The sequence below is a fragment of the uncultured Thalassolituus sp. genome, from assembly GCF_950066645.1.
In the GTDB taxonomy this organism is placed as follows: Bacteria; Pseudomonadota; Gammaproteobacteria; order Pseudomonadales; family Oceanobacteraceae; genus Thalassolituus.
Genome location: NZ_CATMFB010000002.1, coordinates 85,555 through 105,409 on the forward strand (window position 1 = coordinate 85,555; position 19,855 = coordinate 105,409).

The window sequence follows — 19,855 nt, forward strand, 5'->3', positions numbered from 1 at the left end:
CGACTACGCCAGTCGGGCCAGCTGTGCACTATACTCATAGAGTACAGACAGATAAGGGGACAGGCATGACTTCCACCACCATCGGCGGTGCCATCAGCACCATCAGCGAATTACTGACTGCACTTGAAACCTGTTACTGGGAATCCGCGGACTGCGCTGAGAAAGATAACGTCTTCAATCTGCTACAGAGCCTGACCAAAGAATATATCGAGCTGATGAAGCTCAGTGTGCAGGATCACGATTACCCGTACGAGGTGATCACTATGCCCGTGACCAGTCTGGCAACCCTGCTGGGAGAATTCGCTGAGGTCCACTGCCCGGTGCTACGACGTCTTCAGACCCGGGAAGAGGTGCAGCACCAGATTCAGGCGCTGCGACACGCCCTGACACCTGTATCCTGACCCTCAGTTAGCGATCAGGCTACGCACTGATGCCAGATCGACAGTTTCACTGAAGCGGTTTCTGCCGCCGGATTTGGCCGCGTAAAGCGCTTCGTCCGCCGCTTCGATCAGCGTTGTTACTTTATCTTTTGCGTTTGGCTCTGCCCAGGCGAGCCCCATACTGACGGTGACCCTTGGGTCCGTGTCCGACGCAGCATTCGGAATGGCCATTGCGGCCAGCGCATCCCGGATACGCTCAGCGACAACTTTCATACCTTCAAAATGAATCGACGGCAGCACAATGGCGAACTCTTCACCACCGTATCGGGCAACCATATCGCGTGGGCGCTGCGCCTGCTCTTTCAGACACTGAGCCACCCGCTTCAGACACTTGTCACCTTCCGGGTGCCCATAGTGGTCGTTAAACCCTTTGAAGTGATCAATATCCACCATGATAAGGCCGATGTTGCCTTCCTCACGGATTGCCCGACGCCATTCAGCGGTCAGGAAATCATCAAAATACCGGCGGTTTGCAATCTGCGTCAGACCGTCTGTTACGCAGAGTGCCTCGAGACGACGGATCTCTTCGCGGGTATCGAGAATTCTGCCGATACGCACCCGACACAAAGGCGAACTCAGCGGCTTGCGCAGATACTCACTCGCGCCCGCAGACAAAGCACCGGTCTCCAGCTCTTCGTCATCCGGCCCCATGACCACCAGACTGATATCCCGGGTAGCAGGGTCATGAGTCCACTGATGACAGAAGCGCTGCAACTGCTGACCAACAAAGGCATGATCGAGCAGCAGCACATCGGGCTGACGCTCAGGTTCGTGCAGCCAGTATTCGAGCTGTTCCTGATTCATTGCACTGACGAGTGAAATCCCCTGTCCCAGGGTTTCACCCAACTGTGCCTGAACGGACAGTGTCTCATCCGCAATGATAATGATGGGTTCTGTTCGCATAATGGAGTATCCAGACCACGTATTCGCGTGAGAATAGTATCGGCCAGCATACCCCAAACTTGCGCTAAGTTAATAAAATTTAACGCTTTTTTACTGGACGCCAATTAAATATACGTTTGATCAGAAAAAAGCGGCAGATAACCGTCAGACTTTGCCTGATATGCCACATCCGAACGGAAGTAGCTTGTCCGGATAAGGCCTTTGTAACGGGTCAAAAGCGAAGTACTTCAGGCTGAGGAAAAAATTGATACACTCCGTGCTTCACAAATGTTCGGAGTGTCCAAGTGAGTGCAGCGGTATCCCATCGCGGTCGCGTTAAATGTCTGTGGTTTGTCTTTGTTTTCCTGCTGGCAGGATGTGAACAGGACGAATCACTCCCCGAACAGGAAATCACTGAGTTTCACCCTCGCAAGGAAGTGACAGAAACCAGCCTCCCGGATTTCTCCCAGATCACCGATGTCTCGCAGAAGAAAGAAGCCTTCTTTGGGTTTCTTCTGCCACTGATCGAAGAGGCAAACGCCGAAATTATTCTCGAACGCGAACAGTTGCAGGCCATGCTGAACGCCGAAAAACTGAGTGCCACGGAGAAATCCCGTCTTCATACTCTGGTGAAGAAGTACCGGGTGAATACCCTGGGGGCGAAAGCGCAGATCCGCAGACTGCTGGAAAAAGTGAATACCCTGCCCCCCTCACTCGCTATGGCACAGGCAGCGAACGAATCGGCCTGGGGCACTTCCCGGTTTGCGACGCAGGGTAACAATCTGTTCGGCCAGTGGTGTTTCACCAAAGGCTGTGGCCTGGTCCCTGAGTACCGCGCCGACGAGGAACGCCATGAAGTGGCCGTGTTCCGGAACCCTTATCAGAGCGTCCGCTCTTATATGCTGAACTTAAACCGTCACAAAGAGTATGCAGACTTGCGTGAGATGCGTCATGATGAAATCAGTCAGCTGGGCTACAGCACCGGACTGACACTGGCTGGAGGCCTGACAGGCTACTCCGCCCGGGGTGAAGAATATGTCGAAGAGTTGCGCAGCATGATCCGCTACAACTCACTGGAACGCTTCGATCACCCCTCGTCAGATCAGCAACCATGATGAAGATACAGGCCCGTGTCAGGCTGAAGCACTGGTTTCCTCTGAAACGTCGTACAGCCGAAGCTGAAGTCAGCTGGCTTTCCCGTCAGGGCATGATTATAGAAACCGCTCAGCGACTCCCTGTTGGCGGACGCTTGTCTGTCGATATTTTCAGCGATTCACATAATGTCCGTCAGCTGCCCGCAGATATTGTCAGGGCTGAGCCTGCGGGCAATATCACCCGCTACAGCCTGCGTTTTCTTTATCAGGAGCGCAACGGCCACGAAACAGGTGAACATATTCTCAGCTACCTGGCCGACGAATTCAGCCGCCGGTAAGCTGATACACAGGAGGATCAATGGACCAGAGTATTCTTGTAGTAAATTGTGGCAGCTCTTCGGTTAAGCTCGCCCTCTACCGCACCACAGACACTGCTGCCCCCATCATTACCGCACTGGCAGAACGCCTCGGCGGCGAGGGAGCCCGGCTCAGAGTCGAAGGCGAAAAGAGCTTCAGCTGTGAAGAGGCCATGGATCACAGCCAGGCCCTGGCCACCTTTATCGAAGAGTGTCAGGACTACCTTCAGGACCTGGCGGCCATCGGACACCGTCTTGTCCACGGCGGTGAAGCCTTTCACGAAAGCACTCTGATTACGGACGACTCGCTGGCAGAACTCGAGAAAGTATCGGTACTGGCGCCGCTGCATAATCCGATGAATCTCATGGGCATCCGCCTGTGTCGGGAATTACTGCCTGACCTGCCGAACGTCGCGGTCTTCGATACCTCATTCCATCAGACCATGCCAGCTCAGGCCTATCTGTATGGTGTGCCTTACGACTGGTATGAAACCCACCAGGTCCGTCGTTACGGCTTCCATGGCACCAGCTACCGCTATGTCAGTGCTGAAACCGCAAGGCGCCTCAACCGTCCCGCCGATGACCTGAACCTGATCATTGCCCATCTGGGTAACGGCTGCAGCGCCTGCGCCATCCGTCAGGGGCAATCCGTCGACAGCAGCATGGGACTGACGCCGCTGGAAGGCCTGATTATGGGAACCCGCAGTGGTGACATCGACCCGGGCCTGCTTGAGCATATGATGCGTGAAAGCGGCAGCTCCATGGCCGAGCTGATGACCGCTCTGAACCGCAACAGCGGCCTGCTTGGGCTTTCCGGAATCAGTAATGATATGCGCACCCTGCTGCAGCACGAAGCCGCAGGCGAGCCGGCAGCCAAACGTGCGTTAGATACATTCTGCTTCCGGGTGGCACGGCAGCTCGCAGCGCTGTCATCGAACCTGAGCAGTACCGATGCCGTCGTCTTTACCGGCGGCATTGGCGAAAACTCCGCCGATATCCGCCGCCGTATTCTGGCCAACTGGCGTAATATTCAGTTCCGGCTGAACACAGCGCTGAACCAGGCCAATGGCGATGAATCCGGTCGCATCAGCGAAACCGGAACACCACTGGTACTGGTCATCCCGACCGATGAAGAGCAGATGATCGCTCAGGACACTCTGAAAATTACTGGACTATGATCAATATTTTTATTGCCCCAACGGGCGTCGACAGCGGCCTGACAACAATCAGTCTGGGTCTGATACAGGCGTTAGACGCTCAAGGACTGAAAGTCGGTTTCGTCAAACCTGTTGCTCCGGGTTACGCCAGCAGCGAGCGCTCCACTTACCTGGCCCGCACCGTGCTTCACCTGAATACCCCCGACCCTATGCATCTTAATGATGTGCAGCAGAGCATCAGCGACGGCATGCTTGACCGGATTCTGGAAGATGCGGTGGCCCTTCACGCTGAAGTTGCCAATGACTGCGATGTTGTTCTGATTGAGGGCCTGGCTCCGGACCGCAGCGAGCCCTACACCGCCAAACTTAACGTCGAAATTGCTAAGGCACTGAACGCAGACGTACTGCTTGTCACCAGTGCAGAAGGACAGAGCACCGGCCAGATCCGCTCTGATCTGAAGTTACAGATGGGGCTGTTCGGTGGGGCGAAGGCCAACATCATGGGGTGCCTGATCAACAAAGCCGGAGCGCCCGATATTCACGGCGCACTGCCCACTGCCGAAGACGCTCCGGACGAGCTTCCTGCCGCCGGTTGCACTACCGCCGAATGCGAGACGCTGGCACTTGATGGCTGCCCGGTGCTCGGCGTCATACCATGGCAATCCGACCTTCTCAGCCCGCGGACTCTCGATGTCGCCCGCGCCCTGAACGCGCAGGTCATTAATGAAGGGAATATCGCAGAGCGTCGGGTGTCACGAATTACTCTGTGCGCCCGGACACTGACGCACATTATTGATCTGCTGCGCCCGGGCACCCTCCTCGTTACACCGGGAGACCGCAACGACATTATCGTTGCCGCTGCGATGGCTGCCGTCAACGGAACGCCTCTGGCAGGGCTGTTGTTGACGAGTGACTACCGTCCCGATCCACAACTGGACAACCTCTGTCAGCGTGCCTGGCAGAGCGGCCTGCCCGTCCTGAGCGTCGCCACCGACAGCTTTTCCACGGCCCGGGCCCTGACGCATATGGACACGCACGTGCCTGTCGACGATACCGACCGGGTTCACCGCATCATGACGACCGTCTCTCAGCACCTGAATACCGATGCCATCATGGCCCGAATCGGTGCACCGCACACACCGCGACTGTCTCCGGCGGCGTTCCGGCATCAGCTGGTGGCCAAAGCCCGTGCAGACCGCAGACGTATTGTTCTGCCAGAAGGCGAAGAGCCGCGGACCGTCCAGGCCGCAGCGATCTGCCAGTCCCGGGGTATTGCCGACTGCATCCTGCTGGGAAAACGCGAGAACATCGAACAGGTGGCCCGCGCTCAGGAGATTACCCTGCCCGAATCATTGACCATAGTGGACCCTGATGAAGTACGTAGCCGCTATGTTGCGGGTATGGTCGAACTACGCCGCCATAAAAACCTGACGGAGCCAATGGCTCTGGCGCAGCTGGAAGACAACGTCGTACTGGGCACTATGATGCTGGCACAGGACGAAGTGGACGGCCTGGTCTCTGGCGCGGTTCACACCACGGCAAATACCATACGCCCCGCCCTGCAATTGATTAAAACCTCCGCCGATGCCCGGCTGGTATCCTCGGTATTTTTCATGGGCCTGCCCGATCAGGTTCTGGTGTATGGCGACTGTGCAGTAAACCCTGATCCACAGCCCGAAGAGCTGGCCGACATCGCTATCCAGAGTGCCGAATCGGCAAAAGCGATGGGGATCCCCGTCCGTATCGCCATGCTCAGCTACTCCACCGGAGAGTCAGGCACAGGGGCAGATGTTGAAAAAGTCCGGGCGGCCACCGCGCTGGTGCGTGAGCAACGCCCTGATCTGGTGATTGACGGACCATTGCAATATGATGCGGCCACCACGGCAAGTGTAGCGCGGAGCAAAGCACCGGACAGCCCGGTGGCAGGCCAGGCAACGGTCCTGGTGTTCCCCGATCTGAACACAGGCAACACCACATACAAAGCCGTGCAGCGCAGCGCCAATGTCATCAGCATCGGCCCTATGCTTCAGGGGCTGGCAAAGCCAGTCAATGACCTGTCACGTGGAGCCCTGGTGGAAGACATTGTCTACACCATTGCCCTGACAGCCATTCAGTCTCAACAACAGAAAAAAGGGTAAACCCTATGCCACCCATTGTTACCGGAATTATTGCCAGCCTTCTGCTGTTGGCGAATATCTTGTTCTGGGCCGTATTCCTGTTCTCTTTCACTCTGCTGAAAATTATTATCCCGGTGGAGTCTGTCCGCAAAGTCATTACCGGGATTCTCAACCTGATTGCCAATGCCTGGATCAGTTGTAACTCTGGCTGGATGATTCTGACCCAGAAGATGAACTGGAGCATTGAGCGTCCGGATTCTCTCGATCGCAATGGCTGGTATTTTGTTCTCAGCAACCATCAGAGCTGGGTAGATATTCTGGTACTGCAACACACCTTTAACGGCCGTATTCCGCTGCTCAAATTCTTTCTCAAGCAGGAGTTGATCAAAGTGCCGATTATGGGCGCAGCCTGGTGGGCGCTCGATTTCCCGTTTATGAAACGCTACAGCAAAGAATATCTCGCCAAGCACCCGGAGATGAAAGGCAAAGACCTTGAGACCACACGTCAGGCCTGTGAGAAATTCAAAGACATGCCCACGAGCGTCATGAACTTCCTGGAAGGCACCCGTTACACTCCGGAGAAACACGCGCAACAGCAGTCTCCTTTCCGCCACCTGCTGAAACCCAAGGCCGGTGGGATGGCTTTCGCTATGAGCGCAATGGGTGACCAGTTCCGCTCCGTGCTGGATGTGACGATTGATTACCCTGAAGGTATTCCGACATTCTGGGACTTTATGCAGGGGAAAATGACCCGCTGTAACGTGGTCGTGAAGGAGAAAACGATTCCCGAAGAACTGCGCGGTGGTGATTACGAAACAGACGAACAGTACCGACTGAATTTTCAGCAGTGGGTGCAGCAGCTATGGGAAGAAAAAGACGAAACTCTGGAGACTCTGCGCCAGCGCTGAGTGCTTCCCGCAGTGCGTCAGGCGGGTCAGATCTGCCCGCCGGCGCCCTCACAGCAGACCTGGTTACGACCACGGTCCTTCGCCCGGTAGAGGGCAACATCCGCTTCACGCAGTAAAGATTCATACCCGGTTGCCGGGTCCGGAACATAAGTCGCAACCCCCATACTGACCGTCACCACCCCATGTTCAGACTGGCTGTGAGGCAATGCCATCGCGGCGACGGCGTTACAGATGTCCTGCGCCAGCTCACAGGCTTTGTCTTTATGAGTTTCCGGCAGGAGGATCAGAAACTCTTCGCCTCCGAACCGGGCACAGACGTCGCCCGGACGACGACAGAAATCGGCCATCCGGGTAGCCACCGACTTCAGACAGACATCGCCCTGCTGATGACCATAAAAATCGTTGTATAACTTAAATGAATCCACATCCAGCATCAGTACCGAGAGAGGCTCCTGACTGCGCGAGCAGCGACGCCACTCGTCCGTCAGCCGCTCTTCAACGTAGCGCCGGTTAAACAGCCCCGTCAGGCTGTCGGTCACGGAAAGCTGCTGCAGTTTCCGCCCCAGGTACTGTAAGCGTTCTGCCTCCAGCGCCAGCAGACGATTTTTAACAAAATCCGTTCTGGAACCGCTTTCGATGATAAACGACAGGTAGCCGCCCATGGCGATGAGAATCAGCCAGAATAAGAGATAAAACGGCAGAATCGCGTACGCCATACGGTCGATCTCATCCGGGCTGTCGACCGGAGGAAGCATGACGACAAAAATCACATACGTGAAGAGCATCAGAAACGAGCAGGCAAGCATTGCCCGATAGTTACTGCGTAATGCCAACAGGGCGAACACCTGCATCGGGATCATGCCGCTGTGGTAAAAGTACGCCAGAGGCACCTTGATCTGAGTAATGTTCCAGCACAGCAACAACATACAGGTATAGATACCCACCACCAGTAAAGGGTAGCCCTGGTGCCTGAGACGGCTTCTTGGAATGAAGAACAGTGCGATAAACAAACCGCCGGTCAGCAACATCCGCGCAGACACCATAAAGGCCGAGCGGGAACCCCCAAAGTAGAAATCTGCCCAACCAAACACCAGAAACACGATCAGACCGGCGGCGATAATACGCAGATCCTGATTCAGCACCTGATTGAGGCGATGATTGACGAACTCGGCTTCGAAGCGGGCAGGAAACCGCGAACGTGCGCGGCCTTTCTCGACCAGTCCACTCAGGGTGTTGATCTGAGTCTCAAGGGGCCCTAATGTGTTGCTTTCCTGGGGAATACTCGGCTTAGGCAACGTTTTTCCTGTTTTCAGGTATGATCGGCTTAGTTATAAGTGTACCCGCACGGAAACATTCCTGCCGCGGCACAGGTCACATTAAGTCTAGACAATAGTAATGAAAAATCACTGAGGTATACATGAAGGTTTACGACGACATCTCTCTTTCGATCGGCAATACCCCGCTGGTCCGGATCAATAAACTGACCAATCACCCTCATGTTTACGCAAAACTGGAAAACCGTAATCCCGCTCAGTCTGTGAAATGCCGTATCGGTGCCAACATGATCTGGGAAGCTGAGAAAGAAGGTCTGCTGAAGCCGGGGATGGAAATTGTTGAGCCGACCAGTGGTAACACCGGCATCGCGCTGGCGTTTGTGGGTACCGCCCGCGGCTACAAAGTAACCCTCTGCATGCCTGAGACCATGAGCATCGAGCGCCGTAAGGTAATGAAAGCATTGGGCGCCAACCTCGTGCTTACCGAAGGCCCTAAAGGCATGAAAGGCGCCGTTGAGGCCGCCGAAAAGATGCTCGCCGAAGCCCCTGATAACCGCATTATGCTGCAGCAGTTTAACAATCCGGCCAACCCGGCTATCCACGAAAAGACTACCGGGCCGGAAATCTGGAACGATACAGACGGAGAAGTGGACGTTGTTGTCGCAGGTGTGGGTACCGGTGGAACAATCACGGGGATTTCCCGTTTTATCAAACAGCACAAAGCCATCACGTCCGTTGCGGTAGAGCCTGAGGCCTCCGCCATCATCGGACAGGCACTGCGCGGTGAAGATATCACCCCAGGGCCGCATAAAATTCAGGGCATCGGTGCTAACTTTATCCCTCAGAATCTCGATCTCGGTATTCTTGACCGGGTAGAAGCTGTCTCCAATGACGACGCCATTGCGATGGCTCACCGCCTGATGTCAGAAGAAGGTATTCTCGCCGGTATCTCCTGCGGTGCCGCCATGACCGCCACACTGCGACTTGCAGACGAGCCGGAATTTGCCGATAAGAAAATTGTGGTGATTCTTCCGGATTCCGGCGAGCGCTATCTGACGTCGCCGCTGTTCGAAGGTCAGCCCGCCAGCTGATGAGCCAGGACCTGTTTGCCAGCGGCCCGGAGTGGCTGCTGGACAATCAACTCCTGCTGATCAAAGACTTTCTATCTTCCGATGAAGCGACTCAGCTTCAGCGAATGCTGACTGAGACTATGCCGTGGAAGCAGGAAACTCTGACGATTTACGGCAAAGAGCACCCCATTCCACGCCTGCAGGCCTGGATGGGCGACGACAATATACAGTATCGCTACTCAGGCAAAACGTTCCAGGCTGAACGCTGGTCCGGACAACTGAAGACTCTCGCCGATAAACTCTCGACCGTTGCCGCAACCAGATTTAACTCCGTACTGTTGAACCTGTACCGGGATGGCAACGATGCCATGGGCTGGCACAGTGACGACGAGCCCGAACTTGGCCCTGCGCCCGTCATTGCCTCACTGAGTCTGGGAGCAGAACGCGATTTCGCTGTCCGTCGCCGCGGTAGCAGCAGACAACACGCTGTCATTTCACTGCCACATGGCAGCCTGCTGATTATGCAGGCTGGGATGCAGCGTCAGTGGCAGCACTCAGTACCCCGCCGCAAGGCCATCAGTGATTCCCGGATTAATCTCACCTTCAGACAGATTTTTACTGATAAAACTCTGCCTGAATCAGGAACATAATAACCGGCCGGGGCTCCCAGTCATTTTCTTCGGTCCAGACATACATCGGCTGAACTTCAGCGAACATCCAGTCTTTATACACCCGGCGACGTAAACGCACACCAGCCTCATATTCCCTGAATTCGATTCCGGCTTCCGTATCCCCCCGCGCCTGCGCCAGTAACGCATAGGCATAAATATGATTGATTTCATGGTACAGACCACCGCCATACGTCAGCTTGAAATAATCATTATTCAGAAGATACTCAGCTTCGGTTTCGAGCCGCAGTAGTTTCCGGATACTTAACGGCAGATCGAAACGGAATCCGGTTTCCGACCCATAACCATCGGTCGTGTAGTAATTAAATTCCTGAGAAATCCGGAAATTCCAGTAATCAAAATAGAAAGGTCGCCGGGCCCGGAAACGCACAAACGGATCGGGCGGAATGCCCCAGCGTACCCCTGCATCAGCCGTTGCAATCCAACGCTCCGATTCATTAATAATAAAACGCAGCGCCGAACTGTAAGTAGCGTTTTCAGGACTCTCAAACGGGTCAGACTCACGTACATCTTCGTCTTCACTCTGCAGCAGGAGGTTCAGACGTTCATTGGTATGTGGCAGCTCAATATTAATACCCACGCCAAATTTATAATCGACCGGTTTACCGAGTTCACGACGGGTAAAGAACGAAAAACGCGCCTGACTGCCTACGCTATCAATGTCCGTCACATCTTCATTAAAGAATTTATCGACAAAGAAAGTATCGATACCGCCGGAAATAGAATCGAGATGCCGGACCAGCCAGCGACGGGAACGCTCAGCCATATCATCGGTAACGACTGTCTGCCGCGCCATTTCGCCTTCCGGCAGAACTGGCCATTGAACGTCAGGGGGATAAAGACGGGGCTGTTGCATGCCTCCGGCCATTGCAGCCGCAGAACAAACGATAAGAATCAGCAGGCCCCAGCGCATTACACCGGATCGTGATGAACGATCACTTCAGCTTTGGGAAAACGTAACCGGATACGTTTCTCCAGCGCATCACCGATATCATGTGCCGATCTCAGTGTCTGCCCCCCATCAAGCTCAAGATGAAACTGAATAAACTGCACGACCCCTGACTGACGGGTACGCAGATCATGATAACCACGGACACCCTGACTGTCTTCGATAATTCGGATCAGATCAGCTTCGTCCTCAGGTTCAAGTGCTTTGTCCATCAGAACAGCGAGCGCTTCGCGGATAATTCCCACCACGCTGTACAGCAGCACCGCGGCAATCAGAAGGGCAATTACTGGGTCGAGCCAGTAAACCTGCCAGTAGGCTGCGACGAGAGCAACCACCACCGCCGCACTGGTCAGAATATCCCCGACATAATGCGCCGAGTCGGCTTTTACTGCCAGCGACCCCGTTTTTCGCGCCACCCAGCGCTGGTAAGCGACCAGCGCTACCGTCGCCACGGTCGAAAAAATCATCACGCCAATACTTTCCGGAATCGCGGTCAGAGCCTGCGGTTTTACCAGACGTTCAACCACATGCAGCAACAGCATGACGGCGGAGCCCAGAATAAAAGCTGACTGCATCAGAGCCGCAAGCCCCTCTGCCTTTGTATGACCAAACGGATGATCATCATCTGCAGGCATCAGGGCATAACGGATAGCGAAAAAATTAATCACGGAGGCCGCGATATCCATCATGGAATCCAGAAGCGAAGACAGCACGCTGGCGGAATCGCTGGCTGTCCAGGCGGCCGCTTTCGCCAGCAGCAGAACCGTCGCAGTCAGCATAGAGGCCACAGCTGCGCGTTTGATGAGATGTCCGTTTTCAATCACTGTTTTCGCGATCCTACCTGATGTTACCTGCCCGGCATTATGCCAGAGAAGCCCGGGAGCGTCCGGTATTTGTCCGCTCTGCCACTGTGATCCAGTTCCTGATATCCACACTAAAGACTTGACGTAACGCTCCGGCATTGGAACTATCGCCAGGTTTGATGGAATGTACGGACCGGACCCATGGTTATCAAGAATGCCTTAATTGTAGATGATTCCCGCTCAGCGCGGCTGGTTTTGCAACGATTGCTGACCCGTCTGCATATGAACGTTGAAGCCGTAGAAAGTGCTGAAGCCGCTTTTGAATTTCTTGAGCACCAGCAGCCGGACATTATTTTCATGGACCATATGATGCCGGGCATGGACGGTCTTGAAGCGACGCAGGTTATCCGTTCAAATCCGAAAACCTCTGCGATTCCGACCATCATGTACACCTCCAAAGAAGGTGAGGATTATTTCCGCATCGCGCGCCAGAGTGGTGCCGACGGTGTTCTGCCAAAACCCGCCAATCAGGAAGCCATCATGGCCGTTATTCAGTCGCTGGATAAGCCTGCTGCTAATGATGAACCTCAGGCAAAACCTGCCACAGACATCCCACTCATTGAAATAGACCGGATCATTCAGAAGCACCTGAAGCTCGCCATTACCGAAGCAAAAAGCGAAGTAACGGCGGGTCTGGACCTGACAACGTCGCAACTGCAACAACATCAGAAGCATCAGCTCGAAGTGATTCAGCGTCAGCTGCAGAAGCAGGTAGAAGCATTGCGGAGTGAGTTCGGGAAAGAACTGGAACCACAACAGATGTTCCGCAAAACACAGGCGCATAACCAACGTCTCGCCGTCGCAGTGGCTGAAAAAGTGTGCCGCAAAACCGCCGATGACCTGACCACAAACAATAATATTCAGCGGGTCGCGCTCGAAAGCCTGATCACCGATCAGAAACTGGAACTGCAGATTCTGATCCGCAGTACGGCCATCCGGGCTGCCTTCGCCGGAGCCAGTATTGGTGTGCTGGCGTCTATTCTCGCGTCCATTCTGCTCTGACCCCTGAAATACTCTGACATAACCCTGCGCTGGGTCATGTCAGAGGCATAAACCCGGGGTGTCCCGGTTTGTGCTCTTTCCAAGTGCCCTCCCTGTCTTTAGACTGTAGTCAAAATCCGAACAGGGAAATCTCAGATTATGTTACTCCGACTTTGCGCCTTAACCGCCGCCTGCCTGCTGACGGCCTGTGCCGCACCAGCACCTCTGCTGGTTGCTGAAGCTGGGGCCTATAAAGTAGCCAAATACGAAGAAGATATCCGGGTACGGGCTGCTGCTGCACTGCGGGATGAGCCAGACCTGCTGACCTACTCCGTCGGAGCCATCAGCCGCGGCCAGACCGAAGAAGCGGTTGCGACCTACCTCAAAGGCTATGAAGCACCGGACTACAGCGACAATATGAAATCGCTGGCTCTGTATCAGATTGGCCTTATTTACATGAACCGTTTTAACGACGATCGTGACGATGCAAAAGCCCGTGAATATTTTCAGCTGCACCGCAAAGAATATCCGCGCTCCCTGCTCTCAGGACGTATTCAGAAGCACCTGGAAATTCTCAACGAGCGGGACCAGAGCGCCGTCAAAGTGTCGGCCACCGAGTTACTCAACGACGTAAACCGCCAAATTCTGCTTGAACGCCCTAACGTTGCCTATGACGATGAACTGAATCCTATGAGTGAGCGGGCCATCGCTGAAAACCGTACAGAAGAAGCTGAAGCCGTTTACCTCATTGTCTACGAGAACGAGGCATCGGGTGCTGAGATCCGCGCGAAAGCTCTGTACCAGCTGGGTCTGATTTACATGAGCCCATATAACAAGTCATCGGACCGGATGAAGGCACTGTCCTACTTCCGGAAAATTCATGAAGAATTTCCGGACGTCAGTATCCGCGAAAAAGTTGACCTGCGTATTACCGAGTTGCTGAACGCTCAGTAACCGGTATCAGAGGGGCCGCGTAATTCTTCAGCAGACGGATTACGATGTCCCTCTCCTCTCCTTCACACCGCCTCATCAGCTCATCAACATCACTCTGATCGGGAGTGCCGGGTCTGGTACTCAGTTCAGTAAGCATTGAGAACTTCTGCTGCAATATCCAGAGCGCCGCGTAGCTATTGGAATACACAGGCGTCATTGCCAGAATCTGCCGGTCGACAGCGGCGGCCATGATTTCGGGGGTTTCCATGTCAGCGACAGTCAGTGGTTTTCCGAAACTGATACGAACCTGCCCTTTGTATCCCTTCATCCCGGCAAGAAGGCTTCGGGTATCTTCTCCCGCTTCTTTTTCATACTGCCCGGTCCGCTCACGAGCGACCAGTTCCCGGGCCTTGAACACGTCACAGGGGTCCCACTCGTAATGCACGGCAACGGGCAATGGCTCAAGACGCTCCAGTGATCCGGTAAAGCCGATGCCATCTTCACGCCCGCTCAACGCCAGCATTTTCAGTACCGCTTTATCGGTGTGATCGCGACTATCCTTCGCCCGCCCTTCGCGCTGTGCCAGCCAGACAGAGTGTCCCTGCGCCAGGGTGTCACGTATATACGCTGAAAGGCGCTGCATTTCGGTCAGTTTTTCCCGCTTGCCCATCGCCGCTGAGCGTTTTACCAGAAACGCTTTATTCAGGCGCATCACGTCCGATAACACCGGGTTCTGCAGGAGATTATCGCCGATCGCAATTTCGGCGGTTGGCCAGGCATGGGTCATGAGTGCGTAATTAATCATGGTCGGATCCATCGCAATATCGCGATGATTCGACAGCATAAGATAGGGGCGTGGCGAGCCCAGCTGATCCAGTCCGGTGACCTGAACCTGTCCCGTAGTTGACTGCACCAGTGTGGCGATCCATTCGCGCAGCCACTCCTGAAATTCCGGTACCGAGCGGACACTGACCAGATGACGACGCAGGCGCCAGCCGAGGAATGCCGATATACCTCCAATCAACCAGTCTGGTGTGAATGGGTATCGGAAGCGCACCAGAGCGGCCAGTAGCTCAGGTGAGCGGCCAAGGCGCTCTAACACCTGTTCAACCTCGTTGTCACGATAGGGTCGTATGTCTTGATACTGATCTGACATGGTCACTCATCCAGAAAGTCGTTCGGATCCGGCATTGCTTTAGTTGTTGGCAGCAAGGAGGATGTTTCTTAAGATAGCCGATCATTCATGCAGGAACACTACTTCCAGGGGGAAAAATGATAGGCGAGTGGGACCCATCACAGACAGCGTCGGTAAACACCCCAGACAGCGATTTTCTGCTACAGCTCGCTGACCTCAGCGCTGCACCGGAACATTCTGACGAAATTACCCGTCAGCGCGCCGCTCAATACATCAAAACTCCAGAGAACGACTGGCAGGAAGCGTTCGGGAAAATGAACGATGAAGCCCTGATCCAGCTCGCTTTTTTCTATGTCCGTGCTGAAGTCACGCTGAGTGGTTTCGAAGCCGGCGCCAAAAATCCAGCCATCTGGGTTTTCCGTTACCTGAGAAACAGTGGCCGCAAGCCAGCGAAGGACATCGTGAAAGCCCTGAAAGCAGAGACAGATAACCGCTTTATACCTTACGGGAACGCGCTTCTGTAACTTCCACGTGTCGGGCAATCAGATCCCGGAGTTCTTCTGGTCTGAGAGGCTTTGACAACGCGCCTGCCGCACCCGCTGCAATAAACTCAGCCTGCTGCTCTGGCATCACATCCGCAGACAGTGCAATGACAGGAATCCCATCGTACCGGCTGTCTGCACGAATCCTTCTGGTCGTCTCCAGCCCATCGATGCCGGGCATATGGCGATCCATGATAATCAGATCTGGCAGGTTGTTTTCGGCGAGCCTGGCGAGGGCCTCCTCGCCACTGACGGCGGTCATTACCTCACATCCGATATTGCGCAGAAAATGCTCCGCAATCTTGAGGTTCACAGGATCATCTTCAGTCACCAGCACATTCAGGGTTAACTGAGGGGTATCCATCTGTGGCAGATCTGTCTGCTCCCCGGAGGGGCCTTCAAGCAGGCGCGTCAGTATCAATGACAGTTCACGCTGATCCAGAGGCCAGGACCAGCTCTCATGCACCAGATCCGCAGGCGCCCGCCAGTCTTCCGAAAAGGTCTCATCACAACTGACGGCGACTTTCATGGCAGTCCCACTGATCAGCCCGGTGTGCGACTGAGTATCAGGAGCAAGAAAGAAACGCCGCGACATAACAAGAATATCCGGCTTGTCATTTTCCAGCGCATTGAGCAGATCCCGGAGCCGGTCAAAACCGCGCACAGACATCCCAAGTCGCCGGGCCACGGCGACCACCAGTGTTCTGTTGACGGCGAAGCTGTCGGCGACCCAGAGCGTATTCTGATGATACTCCTGCGGCATGGATTCGCTGAACAGTAAGCCACCGGCGCGTCGCAGAGGCAGGTCCACCCAGAAGCAGGAGCCAACCTCAGGCGTACTCAGTACACCGATGTAACCACCCATCGCCTCAGTCAACCGCTTACAGATATTCAGCCCTAAACCGGTTCCGCCCTGATCGAGCGAAATCTTACCGTGTACTGTCCCGTATTCTTCAAACAGGCTCCGGGCCAGCTCACTCTCAATCCCCATCCCCGTATCTTCAACCGCAAAACGAATGCCGGTTTCACTGCAGGACACTTTCAGAATAACGTGTCCCTGTTCGGTAAATTTCACCGCATTGCTGAGCAGGTTCATCAGAATCTGGCGTACTCTCAGGGCATCACCCCAGACCTGAACCGGGGTGTCATCAGCAATAAATAGCTGCATCGCCAGGCGCTTCTCACTCGCCTGGTGATGCATCATGCTGGTGACATGCTGAGCGAGGTCAGGAAGATCGAATTCCTCTTCTGACAACTCCAGTTTTCCTGCCTCGATCCGCGACAGATCAAGGACATCATTAACAATTCCAAGCAGGTGATCTGCGGCCTGCTGCAGGGTGTTCAGATACTGACGCTGGCGCGGCTCCAGCGAAGTAGCCCCCAACAGCGTCACCATGCCGGCGACGCTGTTCAGTGGATTCCGGATCTCATGACTCATGCTCGCAAGAAAACGACTTTTGGCTGCACTCGCCCCTTCTGCCGCTGTCTTCTGCAACGTCAGCTCGGCCTCGACTTTGTGCATTTCGGTCCGGTCCAGACTGAGAATCAGCAGAGAAGTCACCCTTTGATCTGCCAGAACAGGCAGGAGGCGATTAGTAAAACTGCAGGGATTTCCGTTTCCGTCGGGCGCGATCACTTCATACATCTGGGGTTCGCGTGTTTCGAGCGCACGGGCGAGCGCACTGGTAAAGGCCGTCTTTGCTTCACCGGCGAGGTAATCACAGACATTGTTCCCCTCAGGAACCCTGCCATTCAGATAAGGAGCAGCACTCTCACCGATACCAATGATAGTGCCATCAGGACGGATTTCCGTGACTATGCCCGGAAACTGATTCCAGAGAGTGCGCAGTCTCAGGTGCTCAGAGTTACGACTCTCAAGCTCCTGCCGCAATTGAATGGCAATCGCTGACACCAACCCCAGAAGCACCAGGAACACAACGATCAGCAGTATCAGCCAGTACCAGGACATGACAACCCCGAAGAAGGCAACACCGACAGGCGCCGGTGCTTGCCTGGATGATCAGGCGGCGATGTTACTCGTCAGCTGCAGAATGAACTGCTGCTGATCCTGAGGCCAGCGCAGATGAACCCAGCCTTCGTGCAGTCCCTGTCGACCTTCCTGATCTGTGGTAATCGAGACACAGAGAATGTCCCGGGTATCACAGTCTTTCAGAATGCGTCGGACAGAAGCCTGATACTCAGGTTGTGTCACTGCAATTGCCGCTGGCTGATTCTGGCTGATCAGGTATCCGAAATACACGGGGTCCTGAGTAACCAGCAGATCCCATCCTGCGCGTCGGACGCAGGCTGCGATCTCCGTTGATATTTCATCAACATCTGCAAGCAACACCAGTTTATGGCCGCCGGTATCCAACTCTTCGGGGATGGGCATATTGTTGTTATTCAGAAAATCAACAAAGCTCTCCACCGGAATACGGTTATCACCGCGGCCGGGCAGTTTGTAAGCGTCCAGGTGTCCGCGTTCAATCCAACGGATCACTGTGCGGAAATTAACCCCACAGTACTTGGCGACTTCACCTGTTGTAAGTGCTTGTTTTTCCCTCACAGCAATATCTCGATTTGGTAACTACACTGAAGTCAGTATAGATAGCCTTCAGCGATTGCAAGGAAAAATGCCGAGGAATTTACAGAGACCCTACAGGACTCATTAAAACTCGCTGCGATGGCCCCTGAAGGCTGATGACACCGCTGACCACTGAGGATACTCATGCAGATAAACATACTCCTGGCTGACGACGAACCCGGTATTCTTCAGGCACTGAAGCGTATGCTGCGCCCGACAACATGGACGATATTCGAGGCAAATGACGGTGAAGAAGCACTTGAGATTCTGCAGCGGGAGCACATACATGTGCTGGTCACTGACTACAAAATGCCGCGACGGGATGGCATATCGCTCTGTCAGGAAGCCCGTCGTCTATCTCCTTATACCTACCGGCTTCTTCTCTCCGGGCAGGTGGATTATGCGGCTCTCCGCTCTGCCTGGCATGCTGGTGATGTGCACAGGTTTGTCGCCAAGCCCTGGGACAATACTCTGCTTACCATGGACATTGAAGAAGGCCTGCGCCAGCAGAAGCTACTCAACCGTACCTGGCAGTTTCAACAGAACATAGCCGCCAATCAGGCCGTTATGCTCACTGATGACAACTGGATCATCCGGCTGGCCAACCCCAGGCTCTGCAAAGCACTGGGAATCGAAGAGTCAGAAGCGCTCGGATTAAATCTCTTCTCTCCTACCCTATCGGCCATGCCCGTCACCCTCGAAGCCGAAGTGACCAGGCAGGTAGAGGCGGGTCAGACCTGGCTGGGTCACTTTACCCTGCACGGCCAGGATCAGAGCCAGATACCGTCCTGGATGGCCATCAGCCCGTTAGGCAAGCGGTACCGCCTGTGTGTATTCGATCTGGTGAACGGCGAAAGTGAGAAGCGGGAAACACGCGCTGAGCATGCGGATGCAGAATCTCTGGTGAGCCCTCAGCCAGTCACCCTGACGCTGGAGTTCACAGAAGCTGACGTGGCTGACCTCACACGATCTGCTGACATTTACCAGGCACTGAAAGGCCTCTGCCCCGGTGGCGCTGAGCTGTATCACCTGCCAGAACCAAACCGCTTCCTGATGAGCGCGACCGGCATCGAAGCCATCGAACAACTGCGCCAGTGGCCGGCTGAAAACAACCTGATTAACGACCTTCGTGTTACCTCGACGCTGGAAGAACTCCCCGACGACGAGGATCACGAGAGCTGGTTGCGCAATCAGCTGGGCCGGATTCAACAGCTGCCGGATTCGATACCCGACGATTTCCGCACCCTCCCGGTCTTCGGACTGCACGGAGGCTTGCTGGCGCTCGAGTGTCGGGCGCCATCCGAGTTTGATGAAGCCCGCTGGCACGACTGGTTTTCGGCCCTGATCACCAGCTGGCAACCGCTGTTTGCGACCGATCTCAAGCTGGTGATAGATGCATCGGGCGCTGGCCCTGAAATCACCCGCGAGTTTCTGCCGGCGCTGAGCAAAGCCAGAGAATCCATGAACATTGAGTGTTATGTCATTCTCGATGAAGACCGCCTGCTCAGCGATCAGAAAGACGACATTATGTGGCAGGGAGATCTCGTCCATCATGGTATAAAACGCCTGATCAGCCACTTCGGCAGAAGCTTCCTGAATGCCCGGCAGATTCTGAGTCTGCCAATAGACGGCATCACTCTCGCTCCGGAATTCCTGGCGCGCCTGCAGGACCCCCGCAACGCCGTACAGGGCGGACGACTACTGCAGAAACTGCATGAACATGGTATGTTGATCTACGCACGGGACATCAACCGTTCCGAACTGCTCGCCGTGTCTCATAAGGCCAGAATCGACTGGATCAGTGGTAATGTGATGTCGCCGGAAATCGGCTTCCGTCAGCTGCAGTGGTACAGCCCCAGTGCGACACTGGGATGAAGTCGC

General features: G+C 54.8%; 19 protein-coding genes. 12 read left to right on the forward strand and 7 right to left on the reverse strand.

The window, feature by feature from the left end; translation table 11 throughout:
- The first annotated feature begins 65 nt into the window (after positions 1-65).
- Positions 66-401 (forward strand): hypothetical protein, encoded by a 336-nt coding sequence (locus Q1L85_RS02160; RefSeq protein WP_300425587.1) that lies wholly within the window; start codon positions 66-68, stop codon positions 399-401.
- A gap of 3 nt (positions 402-404) precedes the next feature.
- Here the strand turns inward: Q1L85_RS02160 and Q1L85_RS02165 are convergent, their stop codons facing one another.
- Positions 405-1,343 carry a diguanylate cyclase domain-containing protein gene (locus Q1L85_RS02165; protein WP_300425585.1) on the reverse strand — a complete coding sequence of 313 codons (939 nt, stop codon included), beginning with the start codon at positions 1,341-1,343 and terminating at the stop codon, positions 405-407.
- A 284-nt stretch (positions 1,344-1,627) separates the two neighbouring features.
- Here Q1L85_RS02165 and Q1L85_RS02170 point away from each other — a divergent pair, with 284 nt between their 5' ends.
- Genes Q1L85_RS02170 through Q1L85_RS02190 form a run of 5 tightly spaced genes read left to right on the forward strand, consistent with a single transcriptional unit; the run spans position 1,628 to position 6,954 of the window.
- A complete protein-coding gene (locus Q1L85_RS02170; RefSeq protein ID WP_300425583.1) occupies positions 1,628-2,437 on the forward strand; it encodes a glucosaminidase domain-containing protein in 810 nt (269 codons plus the stop codon).
- Positions 2,434-2,754 (forward strand): PilZ domain-containing protein, encoded by a 321-nt coding sequence (locus Q1L85_RS02175; protein WP_300425581.1) that lies wholly within the window; start codon positions 2,434-2,436, stop codon positions 2,752-2,754. The genes Q1L85_RS02170 and Q1L85_RS02175 overlap by 4 nt, the downstream gene beginning before the upstream one ends.
- A 20-nt stretch (positions 2,755-2,774) precedes the next feature.
- Positions 2,775-3,950, forward strand: a complete 1,176-nt coding sequence (locus tag Q1L85_RS02180) for an acetate/propionate family kinase (protein ID WP_300425579.1) — start codon at positions 2,775-2,777, stop codon at positions 3,948-3,950.
- Positions 3,947-6,067 (forward strand): phosphate acetyltransferase, encoded by a 2,121-nt coding sequence (gene pta / locus Q1L85_RS02185; RefSeq protein ID WP_300425577.1) that lies wholly within the window; start codon positions 3,947-3,949, stop codon positions 6,065-6,067. Before Q1L85_RS02180 ends, pta begins: the two co-directional genes overlap by 4 nt.
- Before the next feature lie 5 nt (positions 6,068-6,072).
- Positions 6,073-6,954 (forward strand): acyltransferase, encoded by an 882-nt coding sequence (locus tag Q1L85_RS02190; protein ID WP_300425576.1) that lies wholly within the window; start codon positions 6,073-6,075, stop codon positions 6,952-6,954.
- A 26-nt stretch (positions 6,955-6,980) separates the two neighbouring features.
- Here Q1L85_RS02190 and Q1L85_RS02195 read toward each other — a convergent pair whose 3' ends face one another.
- Complete coding sequence (locus Q1L85_RS02195; protein WP_300425574.1) at positions 6,981-8,249, reverse strand: GGDEF domain-containing protein; 1,269 nt, start codon at positions 8,247-8,249, stop codon at positions 6,981-6,983.
- Positions 8,250-8,371: 122 nt separating this feature from the next.
- Between Q1L85_RS02195 and cysK the strand changes: the two genes are divergently transcribed.
- A complete protein-coding gene (gene cysK, locus Q1L85_RS02200) occupies positions 8,372-9,319 on the forward strand; it encodes a cysteine synthase A (protein WP_300432148.1) in 948 nt (315 codons plus the stop codon).
- Positions 9,319-9,948, forward strand: a complete 630-nt coding sequence (locus Q1L85_RS02205) for an alpha-ketoglutarate-dependent dioxygenase AlkB (protein ID WP_300425571.1) — start codon at positions 9,319-9,321, stop codon at positions 9,946-9,948. The genes cysK and Q1L85_RS02205 overlap by 1 nt, the downstream gene beginning before the upstream one ends.
- Here Q1L85_RS02205 and Q1L85_RS02210 read toward each other — a convergent pair.
- Both Q1L85_RS02210 and Q1L85_RS02215 read right to left on the reverse strand, forming a co-directional pair.
- Positions 9,914-10,783 (reverse strand): hypothetical protein, encoded by an 870-nt coding sequence (locus Q1L85_RS02210; protein ID WP_300425569.1) that lies wholly within the window; start codon positions 10,781-10,783, stop codon positions 9,914-9,916. The genes Q1L85_RS02205 and Q1L85_RS02210 overlap by 35 nt on opposite strands.
- 116 nt (positions 10,784-10,899) lie before the next feature.
- The gene (locus Q1L85_RS02215; RefSeq protein WP_300432150.1) at positions 10,900-11,898 is read right to left on the reverse strand and encodes a cation diffusion facilitator family transporter; all 999 of its coding nucleotides are present in this window, start codon (positions 11,896-11,898) and stop codon (positions 10,900-10,902) included.
- 42 nt (positions 11,899-11,940) lie between these two features.
- Between Q1L85_RS02215 and Q1L85_RS02220 the strand changes: the two genes are divergently transcribed.
- Both Q1L85_RS02220 and Q1L85_RS02225 read left to right on the forward strand, forming a co-directional pair.
- A complete protein-coding gene (locus Q1L85_RS02220; protein ID WP_300425566.1) occupies positions 11,941-12,801 on the forward strand; it encodes a response regulator in 861 nt (286 codons plus the stop codon).
- A 138-nt stretch (positions 12,802-12,939) separates the two neighbouring features.
- Positions 12,940-13,734, forward strand: a complete 795-nt coding sequence (locus tag Q1L85_RS02225) for a tetratricopeptide repeat protein (RefSeq protein ID WP_300425564.1) — start codon at positions 12,940-12,942, stop codon at positions 13,732-13,734.
- Here the strand turns inward: Q1L85_RS02225 and Q1L85_RS02230 are convergent.
- Positions 13,709-14,869, reverse strand: a complete 1,161-nt coding sequence (locus tag Q1L85_RS02230; protein ID WP_300425562.1) for a 1-acyl-sn-glycerol-3-phosphate acyltransferase — start codon at positions 14,867-14,869, stop codon at positions 13,709-13,711. The genes Q1L85_RS02225 and Q1L85_RS02230 overlap by 26 nt on opposite strands.
- 116 nt (positions 14,870-14,985) lie before the next feature.
- Between Q1L85_RS02230 and Q1L85_RS02235 the strand changes: the two genes are divergently transcribed.
- Complete coding sequence (locus Q1L85_RS02235; protein ID WP_300425560.1) at positions 14,986-15,372, forward strand: hypothetical protein; 387 nt, start codon at positions 14,986-14,988, stop codon at positions 15,370-15,372.
- Here the strand turns inward: Q1L85_RS02235 and Q1L85_RS02240 are convergent.
- Positions 15,344-17,359 carry a response regulator gene (locus Q1L85_RS02240; RefSeq protein ID WP_300432153.1) on the reverse strand — a complete coding sequence of 672 codons (2,016 nt, stop codon included), beginning with the start codon at positions 17,357-17,359 and terminating at the stop codon, positions 15,344-15,346. The genes Q1L85_RS02235 and Q1L85_RS02240 overlap by 29 nt on opposite strands.
- Positions 17,360-17,410: 51 nt before the next feature.
- On the reverse strand, positions 17,411-17,956 hold the full coding sequence (locus Q1L85_RS02245) for a helix-turn-helix domain-containing protein (protein ID WP_300427749.1): 546 nt from the start codon (positions 17,954-17,956) through the stop codon (positions 17,411-17,413).
- A 162-nt stretch (positions 17,957-18,118) separates the two neighbouring features.
- Between Q1L85_RS02245 and Q1L85_RS02250 the strand changes: the two genes are divergently transcribed.
- Positions 18,119-19,849 carry a response regulator gene (locus Q1L85_RS02250; RefSeq protein ID WP_300427748.1) on the forward strand — a complete coding sequence of 577 codons (1,731 nt, stop codon included), beginning with the start codon at positions 18,119-18,121 and terminating at the stop codon, positions 19,847-19,849.
- Positions 19,850-19,855 lie beyond the last annotated feature (6 nt).

Bases quoted from the DNA above. Each gene is read 5' to 3' on its own strand.
- Q1L85_RS02160 (WP_300425587.1), top strand. From the start codon at position 66: ATGACTTCCACCACCATCGGCGGTGCCATCAGCACCATCAGCGAATTA.
- Q1L85_RS02165 (WP_300425585.1), bottom strand. From the start codon at position 1,343: ATGCGAACAGAACCCATCATTATCATTGCGGATGAGACACTGTCCGTT.
- Q1L85_RS02175 (WP_300425581.1), top strand. From the start codon at position 2,434: ATGATGAAGATACAGGCCCGTGTCAGGCTGAAGCACTGGTTTCCTCTG.
- Q1L85_RS02180 (WP_300425579.1), top strand. From the start codon at position 2,775: ATGGACCAGAGTATTCTTGTAGTAAATTGTGGCAGCTCTTCGGTTAAG.
- pta (WP_300425577.1), top strand. From the start codon at position 3,947: ATGATCAATATTTTTATTGCCCCAACGGGCGTCGACAGCGGCCTGACA.
- Q1L85_RS02190 (WP_300425576.1), top strand. From the start codon at position 6,073: ATGCCACCCATTGTTACCGGAATTATTGCCAGCCTTCTGCTGTTGGCG.
- cysK (WP_300432148.1), top strand. From the start codon at position 8,372: ATGAAGGTTTACGACGACATCTCTCTTTCGATCGGCAATACCCCGCTG.
- Q1L85_RS02205 (WP_300425571.1), top strand. From the start codon at position 9,319: ATGAGCCAGGACCTGTTTGCCAGCGGCCCGGAGTGGCTGCTGGACAAT.
- Q1L85_RS02210 (WP_300425569.1), bottom strand. From the start codon at position 10,783: ATGGCGCGGCAGACAGTCGTTACCGATGATATGGCTGAGCGTTCCCGT.
- Q1L85_RS02215 (WP_300432150.1), bottom strand. From the start codon at position 11,898: ATGCCGGAGCGTTACGTCAAGTCTTTAGTGTGGATATCAGGAACTGGA.
- Q1L85_RS02220 (WP_300425566.1), top strand. From the start codon at position 11,941: ATGGTTATCAAGAATGCCTTAATTGTAGATGATTCCCGCTCAGCGCGG.
- Q1L85_RS02225 (WP_300425564.1), top strand. From the start codon at position 12,940: ATGTTACTCCGACTTTGCGCCTTAACCGCCGCCTGCCTGCTGACGGCC.
- Q1L85_RS02230 (WP_300425562.1), bottom strand. From the start codon at position 14,869: ATGTCAGATCAGTATCAAGACATACGACCCTATCGTGACAACGAGGTT.
- Q1L85_RS02235 (WP_300425560.1), top strand. From the start codon at position 14,986: ATGATAGGCGAGTGGGACCCATCACAGACAGCGTCGGTAAACACCCCA.
- Q1L85_RS02240 (WP_300432153.1), bottom strand. From the start codon at position 17,359: ATGTCCTGGTACTGGCTGATACTGCTGATCGTTGTGTTCCTGGTGCTT.
- Q1L85_RS02250 (WP_300427748.1), top strand. From the start codon at position 18,119: ATGCAGATAAACATACTCCTGGCTGACGACGAACCCGGTATTCTTCAG.